At 70.7% G+C, this 13374-nt stretch carries 16 protein-coding genes and 1 pseudogene; 16 read left to right on the top strand and 1 reads right to left on the bottom strand.

Annotated features, from left to right (window positions below; genetic code table 11):
* Positions 1 to 78 precede the first annotated feature (78 nt).
* The 11 genes and pseudogenes from ffh (at position 79) to VFI59_06210 (ending at position 6498) form a co-directional block, all read left to right on the top strand.
* Entirely contained in the window at positions 79 to 1428 is a 1350-nt protein-coding gene (gene ffh, locus VFI59_06260; GenBank protein HET6713294.1) for a signal recognition particle protein, read from the top strand.
* Positions 1429 to 1452: 24 nt separating this feature from the next.
* A complete protein-coding gene (gene rpsP / locus VFI59_06255; GenBank protein ID HET6713293.1) occupies positions 1453 to 1935 on the top strand; it encodes a 30S ribosomal protein S16 in 483 nt (160 codons plus the stop codon).
* Positions 1936 to 1944: 9 nt separating this feature from the next.
* The gene (locus VFI59_06250; GenBank protein HET6713292.1) at positions 1945 to 2175 is read left to right on the top strand and encodes a KH domain-containing protein; all 231 of its coding nucleotides are present in this window, start codon (positions 1945 to 1947) and stop codon (positions 2173 to 2175) included.
* Between the two features lies 1 nt (position 2176).
* Entirely contained in the window at positions 2177 to 2689 is a 513-nt protein-coding gene (rimM, locus tag VFI59_06245) for a ribosome maturation factor RimM (protein HET6713291.1), read from the top strand.
* A 34-nt stretch (positions 2690 to 2723) separates the two neighbouring features.
* Positions 2724 to 3407, top strand: a complete 684-nt coding sequence (gene trmD, locus VFI59_06240; GenBank protein ID HET6713290.1) for a tRNA (guanosine(37)-N1)-methyltransferase TrmD — start codon at positions 2724 to 2726, stop codon at positions 3405 to 3407.
* A gap of 82 nt (positions 3408 to 3489) precedes the next feature.
* Positions 3490 to 3828 (top strand): annotated as a pseudogene (rplS, locus tag VFI59_06235) (50S ribosomal protein L19).
* A 258-nt stretch (positions 3829 to 4086) separates the two neighbouring features.
* Positions 4087 to 4743, top strand: a complete 657-nt coding sequence (lepB, locus tag VFI59_06230) for a signal peptidase I (GenBank protein ID HET6713289.1) — start codon at positions 4087 to 4089, stop codon at positions 4741 to 4743.
* A gap of 2 nt (positions 4744 to 4745) precedes the next feature.
* The gene (locus VFI59_06225) at positions 4746 to 5396 is read left to right on the top strand and encodes a ribonuclease HII (GenBank protein HET6713288.1); all 651 of its coding nucleotides are present in this window, start codon (positions 4746 to 4748) and stop codon (positions 5394 to 5396) included.
* 15 nt (positions 5397 to 5411) lie between these two features.
* Positions 5412 to 5729, top strand: a complete 318-nt coding sequence (locus VFI59_06220; GenBank protein ID HET6713287.1) for a DUF2469 family protein — start codon at positions 5412 to 5414, stop codon at positions 5727 to 5729.
* 66 nt (positions 5730 to 5795) lie between these two features.
* Positions 5796 to 6164, top strand: coding sequence for a YraN family protein (locus tag VFI59_06215; GenBank protein HET6713286.1), 369 nt, complete (start codon positions 5796 to 5798; stop codon positions 6162 to 6164).
* A gap of 151 nt (positions 6165 to 6315) precedes the next feature.
* Positions 6316 to 6498: a hypothetical protein gene (locus VFI59_06210; protein ID HET6713285.1), complete on the top strand. Its 183-nt coding sequence runs from the start codon at positions 6316 to 6318 to the stop codon at positions 6496 to 6498.
* Between the two features lie 21 nt (positions 6499 to 6519).
* Here the strand turns inward: VFI59_06210 and VFI59_06205 are convergent, their stop codons facing one another.
* A complete protein-coding gene (locus VFI59_06205) occupies positions 6520 to 8055 on the bottom strand; it encodes a pyridoxal-dependent decarboxylase (protein ID HET6713284.1) in 1536 nt (511 codons plus the stop codon).
* Positions 8056 to 8147: 92 nt separating this feature from the next.
* Here VFI59_06205 and VFI59_06200 point away from each other — a divergent pair, with 92 nt between their 5' ends.
* The 5 genes from VFI59_06200 to VFI59_06180 all read left to right on the top strand — a co-directional run bounded on the left by VFI59_06200 (position 8148) and on the right by VFI59_06180 (position 13355).
* Complete coding sequence (locus VFI59_06200; GenBank protein HET6713283.1) at positions 8148 to 9683, top strand: YifB family Mg chelatase-like AAA ATPase; 1536 nt, start codon at positions 8148 to 8150, stop codon at positions 9681 to 9683.
* Positions 9673 to 10839, top strand: coding sequence for a DNA-processing protein DprA (gene dprA, locus VFI59_06195; GenBank protein ID HET6713282.1), 1167 nt, complete (start codon positions 9673 to 9675; stop codon positions 10837 to 10839). Before VFI59_06200 ends, dprA begins: the two co-directional genes overlap by 11 nt.
* 112 nt (positions 10840 to 10951) lie before the next feature.
* A complete protein-coding gene (locus VFI59_06190) occupies positions 10952 to 11896 on the top strand; it encodes a tyrosine recombinase (protein ID HET6713281.1) in 945 nt (314 codons plus the stop codon).
* 3 nt (positions 11897 to 11899) lie between these two features.
* A complete protein-coding gene (whiG, locus tag VFI59_06185) occupies positions 11900 to 12775 on the top strand; it encodes an RNA polymerase sigma factor WhiG (protein ID HET6713280.1) in 876 nt (291 codons plus the stop codon).
* Between the two features lie 73 nt (positions 12776 to 12848).
* Positions 12849 to 13355 (top strand): M23 family metallopeptidase, encoded by a 507-nt coding sequence (locus VFI59_06180; protein HET6713279.1) that lies wholly within the window; start codon positions 12849 to 12851, stop codon positions 13353 to 13355.
* Positions 13356 to 13374 lie beyond the last annotated feature (19 nt).

Here is a 13374-nt window from a genome sequence, read left to right as displayed (position 1 = left end):
CCCCCAGTAGAATCCTAGTCGCCTCCCCGCCTCCGGGCAGGCCGCGCCACGATCCCGCAGACGACACGACGAGGTCCGATGTTCGACACGCTGACCGAACGGCTCGACGGCACGTTCAAGAAGCTACGGTCGCGAGGCAAGCTCCACCCGAAGCAGGTCGATAACGCTCTGGCCGACATGCGCACGGCCCTGCTCGAGGCAGACGTCGCCGTCGAGGTGGCCGACGACTTCCTCGAGCGGGTGCGAGCGCGCGCGCTCTCCGAAGAGGTGATGAAGAGCCTCACGCCGGGTCAGCAGGTGGTGAAGGTGGTGAACGAGGAGCTCACCGTCACCCTCGGCGGTGAGCACCGCCCGTTCGAGCTCGGCGGTGCCCGGCCGGCCGTGATCATGATGGCCGGCGTGCAGGGCTCCGGGAAGACGACCGGCTGCGCGAAGCTCGCGAGGCACCTCAAAGGCAAGGGCAAGCGCCCCTTGCTGATCGCGGCCGACCTCGAACGGCCCGCGGCCGTCGAGCAGCTGCGTCTGCTCGGGCGCGAGATCGGTGTGCCGGTCTGGTCCGAGGGCAAGGATCCCGTGAAGGTGGCGAAGCAGGGTCTGAAGGAGGCCGATCGCCAGGACGCCGACGTCGTGATCATCGACACCGCGGGCCGGCTGCACGTCGACCCCGAGATGATGCGACAGGCACGCAGGATCAAGGACGTCACGAAGCCGCAGCACGTGCTGATGGCTGCCGACGCGATGACCGGCCAGGACGCCGTCGTGCAAGCGCGGGAGTTCATGCGGGAGGTCGACACCACCGGCTTCGTGCTCACGAAGCTCGACGGCGACGCGCGCGGCGGCGCCGCGCTGTCGATCACCGCCGTCACCGGCCGCCCCGTGTACTTCGTCGGCACGGGTGAGAAACCCGACGACCTGGAGGCCTTCTACCCCGACCGCATGGCGGGCCGCATCCTCGGCATGGGTGACGTGCTGACCCTGATCGACAAGGCGCAGGAGAAGCTCGACACGGCCGAGGCGCAGAAGGCGGCCGAGAACATGTTGAAGGGACAGTTCACGTTCGAGGACTTCCTCGACCAGCTGCGGCAGGTGCAGAAGCTCGGCTCGATGGGCGACCTGCTGAAGATGCTGCCGGGGGTGCCGGGCGGCAAGAACGCGATGAAGGAGATGGCCAGCGCGATCGACGAGGGCGAGCTGAATCGCGCCGAGGCGATGATCCTGTCGATGACGCCGGCCGAGCGCCGCGAACCCGGTATCATCTCCGGGTCGCGCCGCCTGCGGATCGCGAACGGATCCGGGGTCACGACCGCCGACGTCAACTCGCTGCTCAAGGATTTCGAGAGCGCGAGGAAGATGATGCGCACGATGATGGGCGGCAAGCGCATCCCCGGCATGATGAAGATGCCTTCGGCGAAGCTGCCGAAGCGATAGGTGAACGAGGACTGGGAACGAGACATGGCGACACGCATCCGACTGCGGCGCATGGGGGCGAACAAGCGCCCGTTCTACCGCGTCGTGGTGGCCGATCAGCGCTCCCCGCGCGACGGCCGCTTCATCGAGAACATCGGCAAGTACCATCCGCTCGAGGACCCGAGCCTGATCGAGATCGACGCCGACCGCGCCCTGCACTGGCTGCGGGTCGGCGCCCAGCCGAGCGACCAGGTCCGCAACCTCATGGTGAAGGTGGGCATCTGGGACACGTTCGTCGCCGAGCGTCCGAGCGCGGCCGGCCAGGTCAAGGTGCGCGAGTCGAAGCCCGACGAGCCCAGGCTCTCGAAGAAGGCGGCGGCCAAGGCCGCCGCCGCGGCAGAGGAGGCAGCGGTCCCGCCTTCGGCAGTCGAGGCAACGCCCGCCGAGGTCGAGGCGCCGGCAGAGGCGGCCGCCGAGGCCGAGGCCGGGGACGTGTCCACCGAGGCCGAAGCTTCCGCAGAGGAGTGACGCCCGGCCGTGCGGGACCTCGTCGACTTCCTGGTGCGGGAACTCGTCGATGACCCCGATGCCGTCGAGGTGACCGAGTCCGAGGACGAACGCGGCCCGCGTTACACGGTGCGCGTGGCGCCCGACGACATGGGCAAGGTCATCGGCAAAGGCGGTCGCACCGCGAAGGCGATCCGCGCGGTCGTCCGCGCGGCCGCGACGCGTCAGGGCACGAGCGCCTACGTCGATATCGCCGACTGAGGTGCACGAGCCGACCGTCGCCGTCGGTCACGTCACGAAGGCCCACGGCATCCGGGGCGAGGTGGCGGTCGAGGTGCGCTCTGACAACCCCGAGCGGTTCGTCGACGGTGCGACGCTGTTCACCGAGGACGGTCGCTCGCTGACGATCGAGCGTGCGCAGCCGCACGGCGCACGGATGCTCGTGAAGTTCTCGGGCATCGACGACCGTTCCGCCGGGGAATCGCTGCGCGGTCACGTGCTCGTGGTGCCGGAGTCGTGGCTCCCGGAACTGCCCGAGGGGGAGTACTGGCCGTTCCAGCTCGAGGGATGCCTCGTCGTGACCGAGTCTGGGCGCGAGCTCGGCTCGGTGTCTGGCGTGATCCCCAACCCCGCGAACGACCTCTGGGTCGCGATCGGCGCGGACGGGCAGGAGACCTTGGTGCCGGCGATCCGCGACGTGATCGTATCGGTCGACGTCACCACGAGACGCATCGTGGTGCGTGACGTGCCTGGCCTCACCGCTCCCGAAGAGTGAGCCCCGATCGGCGGAGGCGCGGTAGCCTCCGGCCGTGCGGATCGACGTCATCACGATCTTCCCCGAGCTGGTGCGCGCCCCCCTCGGCCAGAGCTTGCTCGGCAAGGCGATCGAGGCGGGGGTGCTCGACGTGTTCGTGCACGACCTGCGCGACTGGACCGACGACCCGCATCACACCGTCGACGACGCGCCGTTCGGCGGCGGGCCCGGCATGGTGATGAAGCCGGACGTCTGGTTCCGAGCCGTCGAGGCGCTCGATCCCGACCGCGGCCGCGCGCTGCTGCTCTCGCCCGCCGGACGCCGGCTCGAGCAGGGCTTCGTGAGGGAGCTGGCGGCCGAGTCGCACCTCACGTTGCTGTGCGGACGGTACGAGGGAGTGGACGAGCGTGTCGTCGAGGGCCTGCCGGCGGAAGAGGTCTCGATCGGGGACTACGTGCTCTCGGGCGGCGAGCTGCCGGCGCTCGTCGTGATCGAGGCGGTCACGCGACTCGTGCCCGGGGTGATCGGCCGGCGGGAGTCGTACGAGCAGGACTCGTTCGCGGATCCGGGCAGGCTCGATCACCCGCACTACACCCGCCCCAGGGAATTCCGCGGCATGTCGGTGCCCGATGTCCTGGTCGGGGGGGACCACGGCGAGATCGAGCGGTGGCGGCGAGAGGCGGCCGAGGCCAAGACCCGTCGGAACCGGCCCGACCTGGCCGGCGGTCGCGGTTCCTGATCGACCCCGCTCCGTCGCCGGAACGTCACATCGGGCACGGCGGTCGGGCGGAGGCCCGCTGGTACACTCGTCGGCCGTTGCCATGAACAAGACCGATCTCATCGAGCAGTCCTACCTGCGCAGCGACATCCCGGAGTTCCGCCCCGGCGACACCGTGAAGGTGCACGTTCGGGTGGTCGAGGGCAGTCGAGAGCGCGTGCAGGTCTTCCAGGGCGTGGTGATCGGGCGCCAGAACGGCGGGCTGCGCGAGACCTTCACCGTGCGGAAGATATCCTTCGGCGTCGGCGTGGAGCGCACGTTCCCCGTGCACTCGCCGTCGATCGCGAAGCTCGAGATCGTGAGCCGCGGCCATGTGCGGAGGGCGAAGCTCTACTATCTGCGTGAGCTGCGGGGCAAGAAGGCCCGCATCAAAGAGCGGCGGATCGACGATGCGAAGCTCGCGGCGATCGAGGCTGCAGCCCTCACGGCGGCCGAGGAGGCGGACGTGACGGCCGACGAGGTCGAGGAAACCTCGGGCGAGGCGATCGAGGCTCGCGTCGAGGCGTCCGAGGTCGACGGGGTCGAGGTGGCGGACGAGGGCGAGGAGCCCGAAGCGTCCGCCGAGCCCGAAGCCGCCGAGCCCGGGGCGAGCCTCGACGAGGCGGAGCTCGTCGACGAGGAGAAGGCCGAGGCCTGATCCGTGGCCGATGGGCCCACCGGCGTCGCCGAGCCCACCGCCTCACCATCCGAAGCGCAGCGACGCAGCCGCTGGCGTGAGCTTCCCGTGCTCGTGGGCGCCGCGGTGCTGCTCGCGATCGCGATCAAGCTCATCGTCGTGCAGGCGTTCTCGATCCCGTCGGCGTCGATGGTGCCGACGCTGATCGGAGGAGATCGGATCCTGGTCTGCCGCATCTGTCTGCGTTTCGACGACGTCGATCGCGGCGACGTGATCGTCTTCGAGGGTCCCGACGCAGCGACCCCCGATCGCGGGCTCGTCGGCGGAGCCCTGCACTGGCTCGGCGAGACCCTCGGCGTGGCGAACCCCCCGCACGAGGATTTCGTGAAGCGGGTGGCGGGTCTTCCCGGCGACACGGTCGAGATCGACCGCTCCGGCGCCCTCTACGTGAACGGTCGGCCGGTGGAGGAGCCGTATCTGAACCGACCGGTTCCCAGGCAGGATTTCCCACCCACGACGGTGCCCGATGGCATGCTATTCGTCCTCGGCGACAATCGGGGCAATTCGGGTGACTCGCGATGCGACCCGCCTGGATGCACCGGCCTCGTGCCGGAGGACCGGGTGATCGGGGTGGCGTTCCTGCGGGTCTGGCCCCCGGCCAGGATCGGAGTCGTGCGGTGACGATGGATCGGTACGAGCGGCTGCTCGCGGCGCAGGGGTTCACGCGGGTCGCGGGCGCCGACGAGGCAGGCCGGGGGGCCCTCGCGGGGCCCCTCGTGGCCGCCGCCGTGATCCTGCCCGACGGCTTCGACATCGACGGCATCAACGACTCGAAGCTGTTGAGCGAGCCGCAGCGCGAGGCGGCGTACGAGCGCATCGTCGCCTCCGCCGCCTGGATCGCTTGCAAGGCCGAACCGGCGGCGATCGACGCGCGCGGGCTACACCGGACAAACATCTTCCTGCTGCGCCGCGCCGCGAAGGCGCTTGAGCCCGACTACGTGCTCACCGACGGGTTCCCGGTGCCCCGCATCCCGTGCCCCTCGATCGGGGTCAAGAAGGGCGACGCCGTGAGCGCGAGCGTCGCGGCGGCATCGATCGTCGCCAAGGTGACGAGGGATCGCATCATGCGTCGGCTGCACCGGCGCTTCCCCGACTTCGGGTTCGACCACAACAAGGGCTACGGCACACCTGATCACCTCGGGGCGCTCGAGCGCCACGGGCCGACCCCGGTGCACCGACTGTCGTTCGCGCCATGCTCCCAGCCGTCCTTGTTCGCGCCCGATCCGGCCGCCGAGCCCGCCGAGGGACGGGATGAGGCTCATGCCCGGGCGTGAGAAGCTGAACCCATGATGAGCGACGACGACATCGAGCGGTTCGAAGAGGAGCGCGAGCTCGAGCTCTATCGCGAGTACCGCGACGTCCTCCCGATGTTCACCTACGTGATCGAGACGGAGCGTCGCTTCTACCTCGCGAACCAGGTGCATCTGACGCCCCTCGACGAAGGGTGGGTGCAGATCGACCTGACCGACGCTTGGGTATGGGACATGTTCCGCCCGGCCCGCTTCGTCGCCAGCGTGCGGGTCATGACCCGGCGCGACGTGAACGTCGAGGAGCTCGCCAAGCGCGACGAACCCACGACGATCCCCGACACCCCAACCGCTCCGTAGACCGGCGACCGCGGCTAAGGGCCCCGCACGCTCGCCGTGTCACACCCCCAGCGTAACGTCCTTGGCATGTTCGACGCGCGCTCGAGCCTCGGCGCCCGCGGCGAGCGGTTCACGCTCGATCTCTACCGGCAGCGCGGGTTCACGCTCGTCGCCGCGAACTGGCGATGCAGCCTCGGCGAGATCGACCTCGTGCTCAGGCGCGGCGACCTGCTCGTGTTCTGCGAGGTGAAGACGCGCCGCGGATCCCGGCGCGGGGCGGGGTTCGAGGCGGTCGACCAGCGGAAGCAGCGCAAGGTGCGGGCCCTCGCCGAGGTCTTCCTGCTGACCCACGGCCTGGGGCCGGTCTCGGTACGGTTCGACGTGGCGAGCGTGGCGGCCGGCCCGGGAACGCCCGGCCACCCGATGCACGTCGAGCTCTTCGAGGACGCGTTCTGAGCGCGGTGTCTCGGAGCACGCTCGGCATGCCTGCCGAGGCGTGCGCTCGGCTTCCCTCGCACTAGGCCGAAGGTACAAGCCGCCGTCTCCGTCGACGGTGCCGTTCGGCGGTGGCGTGCCCGGCGTGGCTCGCCCTACCATCGGCGGCATCATGACGACCGGGCCGCACCAGTCCGACGAGGCCAGGCCGCGACGGCGGCCGTGGGACAACACCGGCCTGCGCCACGGTATGGAGGGCCGGCCGATCGAGGGTGTCGACGGGCTCGCGCTCCAATCGTCGATCGTGGCCCGCGCCCCGGAGCCGGCACGGCGGTGGCTGCGCCCGTCGCGCTGAACGACCCTCCGGCAGGCGCGGCTACTCGAGATCCATCGCTCGACGCACGTCGGGTGATAGCCGACGCAGCGCGTCGAGCATGCGATCGACGTCGGCCTCGGTCGACAGATAGTTCACGATGCCGGCACGAAGGAACGTGCGTCCCCGCAGCGTCGTCACGCTCACCCACGCGTCGCCGCTGACCTCGAGCGCTCGCTGCAGGCCCGCCTGGTAGGCGTCGAGCACCTCGGGCGGCCGGTCGTCGTGTCCGGGCGGCAGGTGCCGGAAGCAGACGACGCTCAGCTCCGGCTGGGCCGGCACGGCCTCGAGGTCGGGCTCCTGGCGGCATCGGGCCGCCAGGTAGGCGGCGAGGTCGTCGTTCTGCTGGATCAGGGAGCCCAGCCCGTCCGTGCCGAGCTGCTTCCAGCTCATCCAGAGCTTCAGCCCGCGGAATCGGCGCGTGCCCTCGAGCGAGTACTGGTACCAGTTCAGCGGCTCGTCCTCTGGACGGCTCGACGCGTAGTACTCGGGCGCCTGGTGGAACGTGCGCAGCAGGTCCTCACGCCGGCGCACCACGAGCGCTCCGATGTCGTAGGCCTGGAAGAACCACTTGTGCGGGTCGACCGTGACGGTGTCGGCTCGCTCGAGCCCGGGCACCCGATGTGCATCTCGCCGTGAGAGCCGCGCGGCCCCGCCGTAGGCGGCGTCGACGTGCAGCCAGACGCCCTCTCGCTCGGCGACGTCGGCGAGCGCCGGCACGTCGTCCACCGATCCGGTGTTCGTCGAGCCGGCGACGGCCGCGATCGCGAGCGGCGTCAGGCCGGCGCCTCGGTCTCGCTCGATCGCGGCGGCAACCGGTTCCGCCAACATCCGAAAGCGGTCATCGCTCTCGACGATCACGAGCGTCTCGTCGGGGAAGCCGAGCACGCCGAGCGCCCGGGCGATCGAGAAGTGCGTCTGATCACTCGCGTACACCCGCACGCCTTCGAGGTCGCCGCCCCGCGGGGCTCCGGCGGAGCCACGGAGCTTGGTAAGCCAGACGTCACGGGCGACCGTCATGGCCATGACGTTGGCCATCACGCCGCCGCTCGTGAGCACCCCCCATCCGTCGGCGCCGAAACCGATCAGGTCGCGGAGCCAGGTGGTGACCTCCTCCTCGACGAACGTGCCGATCGGGCCGGCGTGCCAGACGTCGACGCCCTGATGGATCCACTGCGAAAGCATCTCGCCGGCGATCGAGCTCGGCAGCGGCGGCGGCGTGAAGTAGCTGAACGAGCCCGGGTGCTGGGCGTTGTAGGTGGCAGGTGCGACGCGCGCACGGAACTCGGCGAGCACGTCGACCCAGGGACTGGGTGACATCGGTGCCGGCGCGGCACGGTTCGTCGGCCCGAAGAAGTCGCGCCGCGCTTCGGGATACGTGCGCGCGTGCATCGGGCGGCGCAGCGCCTCGCCGTAGAGCCAATCGAGGGCCTCGCGCCACGTCTGCGCCCCGAGGGCCTCCAGCGCCGCGCGTGCCCGAGGCTCGTCGGCGAAGCCGATCAGCTCGGGCTCCGGGCTCCAGTCGAAGCGGTCGGACACGGCGGCGAGGCTAGCAGGGGACCCCGGGACCTGGGCACGGCGGTGACGAACGTCACCGACACCGGAGGATGCTCGCCGTAGCGTGCCGTCGCATGTACGGACGGGTGCTCGGGGTGACCGTGCTCGGGGTCGGAGGGCACCTCGTGACGGTCGAAGCCCATGTCGGACGCGGCCTGCCGTCCCTCACGCTCACCGGGCTGCCCGGCGCCGCCGTGCGCGACGCGTGCGAACGCATCCGCCCGGCGGTCGAGAGCCAGGGACTCGAGTGGCCGCTGCGACGCGTGGTGGTCAACCTCGCGCCGGGGACCGTTCGCAAGGAAGGGCCGGGCCTCGATCTCCCCGTCGCGGCCGGTGTCTTGGCCGCCACGGCTCAGATCCCGGCCACCGCGCTCGGGCGATACGCGCTCGCGGGTGAGCTGTCGCTGAAGGGCGAGCTGATGCCGACCCCCGGTGTGCTGTCGGTCGCCATCGCGGCGGCGCGAGCGGGCCTCGAGGGCGTGATCGTGCCGCGCGCGAACGCGCTCGAGGCCACGCAGGTCGATCGGCTCCGGGTCGTGTCGGCGGTCACGCTCAGCGAGGTCGCGGGCTTCCTCAGGGGAACGTGGCAGCCGCCAGCGATCGACGAGGAGGCGCTCGAAAGCGACGGGCCCGTCGAGGTCGACTTCAGCGATGTCCGCGGGCAGATCCAGGCCCGGCGGGCCCTCGAGGTCGCAGCGGCCGGCGGTCACAACGTGCTGTTGGTCGGCTCACCGGGGGCAGGCAAGACGATGCTGGCACGCCGCATGACCACGATCCTGCCGAGACTCGCGCGCGACGAATCGCTCGAGGCGACGCAGCTGCACTCGGTCGCCGGACTACTCGCCGGGCGCGGGGTGTTGCGGTCGCGTCCGTTCAGGGCGCCGCACCACTCGATCTCGATGACCGGCTTGCTCGGAGGGGGCACGACGTACCTGCGACCGGGGGAGGCCTCGCTCGCTCACCACGGCGTGCTCTTCCTCGACGAGCTCACGGAGTTCCGGCGCGATGCGATCGAGGGCCTGCGTCAGCCACTCGAGGACGGCCGCGTCGTCGTCACCCGGGCCGTCGGGTCGGTCGAGTTCCCCGCGAGGTTCACGATGGTCGCCGCCGCGAACCCGTGCCCCTGCGGGTTCGAGGGGGATCCGCGACGTCACTGCCGGTGCCGGCAGGATCGGGTCGATCAGTACCGGCAGAAGCTCTCCGGCCCGTTGCTCGACCGGATCGACCTCCGGCTGCGCGTGCCACGGCTCACGAAGCACGAGCTCATGGGTGGCGAAACGGGGGAGGGTTCCGTCTCGATCCGCGAGCGGGTCCAGGCGGCCCGTGACCGTCAGCGCGCGAGGTGGTCCGACCTCGGCGTGGCGTGCAACGCGCACCTGCCCGGTCCCGTCGCCCGTCGCCGAGTGAGGCTGACCGCGGACGCCGAGGCCACCCTCGGTGCAGCCGTCGACCAGCTCTGCCTCACGGGGCGCGGGTTCGACCGCGCGATCAAGGTCGCGCGCACGATCGCCGACCTCGACGCCGCCGACGTCGTTCGAACCGAGCACGTCGCCGAGGCTCTCTCCTATCGCGACGGGATCGTCCAGGAGGGGCTGGCGCGTGCGGGCTGAGGGGCCTCGGCAGCGGCGCAGCGACGTGCCCAGGCGAGCGCTCGACGTGCCGCCGGGGTTCCCCGACGGCTACGCGGAAGGCGCTGGGGCCCGAGACGCGCTGTTGGTGCTCTCCGCGCTCCGGGGCATCAAGCCGTACCAGCTGCACGAGCTGGCATGGGCCGAGGGCACGGCCGAGGCCAGTCTGGCGGCGATCCGGGCGGGTGCGGCCGGCAGCGAGGCAGATCAGGAGTGGGCGCGGGCGCTCGTCCCGACCGCGATCGAGCACGAGGCCAGGTGCCTCGGCGCGAGATTCGTCACGCCTCTCGACGAGGAGTACGTGCCGCAGTTCCTCGAGCTGCTGTACGACCCGCCCGTGGCGATCTTCGTGACCGGACGCTCGCTCTGCGAGTTGCCCGACCGGGTCGCGATCGTGGGGGCGCGCAACTGCTCGCCTTCGGGCAACGAGGTTGCCATGCGCATCGGGGCCGCGCTCGGGGGGGTGGGTGCGTGCGTCGTGAGTGGGGCGGCCCGAGGTATCGACGCGGCCGCCCACCGCGGCGCCCTCAACGCTGCCGGTACCAGCATCGCCGTGCTCGGTTCCGGGCACGACCTGCCGTATCCGAAGGGCAGCGCTGAGTTGATGGCGCGCGTTGCCGCGTCCGGGGCCGTGGTGAGCGAGTATGCGCCCGGCGTGGTGGCCGAGCCGTTCCGGTTTCCCGCGCGCAACCGACTCGTGGCGGCCCTCGGCCGCGCTCTCGTGGTCGTGGAAGGAGCGCGCGGCAGCGGATCGATGATCAGCGTCGATCACGCGCTCGACCTCGGCCGCGACGTCTTCGCGGTGCCAGGGCCAGTGACGAGCCCCCTGGCCGAGGTGCCGCTCTCCCTGATCCGCGAGGGGGCCACCATGGTCCGGGGCGCCGACGACCTGCTCGACGACCTCGGGTACTCTGCCCGACTCTCGGTCGAGCCGCCGCCGACCCTCATCCGCGACGAGCGGGCGGTCTACGATGCCCTCGGAGGCTCGGGGCTCGCCGACGCGATCGCGTCCCAGACCGGTCTGTCGCTCGCCGCCGTGACCACCATTCTGCTGTCGCTCGAGCTCAAGGGGCTCGTCCGCACCGTCGGCGGCCGCTACGAACGGACGGTGGCGGGCGCTCCGAGCACGGTGTCCTGAAGCGGCGCGCGCGTTCGCCCTGGGAAGCTTGCAGCGAGCCCTTGCCGTTGGTAGACAAGGGCGGCCTGCGGCCGGCCTGAGTCGCCCGGTCCCCTGGAGCCGAAAGGACGATGTGCGCCCCGACGACGAGCTTCCCCCGTCAGAGTTCAAGCTGATCGACGCGTTCGCCTCGCACCTCGCGCTCGAGCGCCATCTCTCGGCCAATACCGTCACCGCCTACCGGCGCGACCTGTCCCAACTCGCGGTGTTCCTGCACCGTGGCCGAGGGTCGCTGGCCACGGCCAGCTACCCGCAGTTGCGCCGGTACCTCGCCCAGCAGCACACGCTCGGATACGCGCGCGCCTCCGTGGCCCGCAAGGTGGGCTCGATCCACACGTTCTACCGGTGGGCGCTCGCCGCGGGCCGCGTCGGCGACGATCCGTCGCTGCTCCTCGGACGACCCAAGGTCGTGAACCGGCTGCCGACCGTGCTGCGGGCGGGCGAGGCCGCCGCCCTCGCGGAGGCGCCGGTGTCGGTCCCCGACGATGGGGCCGAGGTGAGGCCGATCGACCGTGCGGTCGCGCTGCGCGACGTCGCGACGCTCGAACTGATGTACGGCTCGGGCCTACGCGTCGGCGAGGTCGCCGGTCTCACGATCGACCGCATCGACCTCGATCGGCGACGGGTTATGGTCATGGGCAAGGGAGCCAAGGAGCGCGAGGTACCGATCTCCGACTACGCGGCCGAGGCTCTCGAGGCGTACCTGCGCGACGGACGACCGGTGCTCGCTCCGCAGGGTGCTCGTGAACTGTTCCTCAACCGGCGAAGGAGGCCCTTCAGCTCCAGGGATATCCGTACGATGGTGGAACGATATGGCGGTACAGTGCTGCCGGGCCGGCGAGTCACGCCGCACACCCTGCGACACTCGTTCGCCACGCACCTTCTCGAAGGAGGAGCCGACATCCGAGCCGTGCAGGAACTGCTGGGGCACGCGAGCGTTGCGACCACGCAGCGCTACACGCACGTGTCGCGCGCTCGGCTGTTCCAGGCCTACGAACAGAGCCATCCGAGGGCCTGAGCCGTGACCCCAGCGAAAAAGACGGCCACGAAGGCGCCGGCGAAGCCGGCCGCGAAGGGCGGCGCGAAGACGCGGGCCAAGGCCGTGGCCTTCGACCCGACCGTGACGATCCCACCGCACGTCGACGACGAGCTCGGACAGCACTGGCATCGGTTCAAGAGCACCGGCGAGGACGACGCCCGCGAGAAGCTCATCTTGCACTACGCGCCGCTGGTGAAGTACGTCGCGAGCCGGGTCGCGACCGGGCTTCCCGCCAGCGTCGAACAGGCCGACCTCGTCAGCTACGGCATGTTCGGGTTGATCGACGCGCTCACCAAGTTCGAACCCGGCCGGGGCAACAAGTTCGAAACGTACGCGATCCCGCGCATCAAGGGCGCGATCATCGACGAGCTCCGCGCGATGGACTGGGTGCCGCGGTCGATCCGGTTCAAGGCGCGGGAGATCGAGAAGGCCCACACCGACCTCGAGTCGATGCTCAAGCGTCAACCCACCGAGCAGGAAATGGCCGAGCGGCTGGGCATCACGCGTCGGGAGCTGCACGACGTCGTCTCGCAGATCTCCTTCGTTTCTGTGCTCGCCCTCGACGAGCTCGTCTCGGTGGGCGCCGACCGCGGCGAGCAGGTCTCGCTGATCGACACCCTCGCCGACCGCGGCATCGACCCGACATCGGGCGTCGAGTCGCAGGAGACCCGTGGGCTCCTGGCGGCCGCGATCAACGAGCTCTCCGAGCGCGAGAAGATCGTCGTCACCCTCTACTACTTCGAGGGGCTCACGCTCGCCGAGATCGGGCAGATCCTGGGGGTCACCGAGTCCCGGGTCTGCCAGATCCACACGAAGGCGGTCGGCGGTCTCCGCGGCCAGCTCACCGAGGTCGAGTAGCCCACGCCTCCTTCCTCGCCTGACGTGACCGAGGTCACGGTCCCGGCGGCGTGAGGGAGCTAGCGTGTGCGTCATGCAGATCCCGCGAGCGATCCTCACGTGCTGGGCGGCCCTCGCCATGGTGGCGCTCGGACCCGCTGCCGCGTCGACAGCCGCGTCCGCAACGTGGAGCTGGCCGGTCGAGGGTCCCGTGATCCGCGGATTCGACCCGCCGGACTCGCCGTACGGGTCGGGTCACCGGGGCATCGACATCGCGGCCCCCGCCGGAAGCGTCGCGGTCGCCCCAGCCGACGGCACGGTGGCGTTCGCCGGTCCCGTCGGGGGGCGCCTCTTCCTCACGATCGACCACGGCGGCGGGGTCGAGTCGACGTTCTCGTGGGTCGCACTGCTCGAGGTCCGCCGCGGCGACGTGGTGCGGCAGGGGCAGCCGGTGGCTCGCACGGGCGGCGGCCACACCGGAGATCTCATCCCCAACCTGCACTTCGGGGTGAGGCTCGACGACGCCTACGTCGATCCGCTCGCCTACCTGGCGCCGATCGATGTCAGCGCATTCATCAGGCTCGCGCCGCTCGTCGCTTGATCATCGTCGACCTGCGCCG

The organism is Actinomycetota bacterium (assembly GCA_035697485.1).
Taxonomy (GTDB): domain Bacteria; phylum Actinomycetota; class UBA4738; order UBA4738; family HRBIN12; genus JAOUEA01.
Note: the sequence above shows the minus strand (reverse complement) of the source record. Positions and strands in the feature narration are given on the sequence as shown.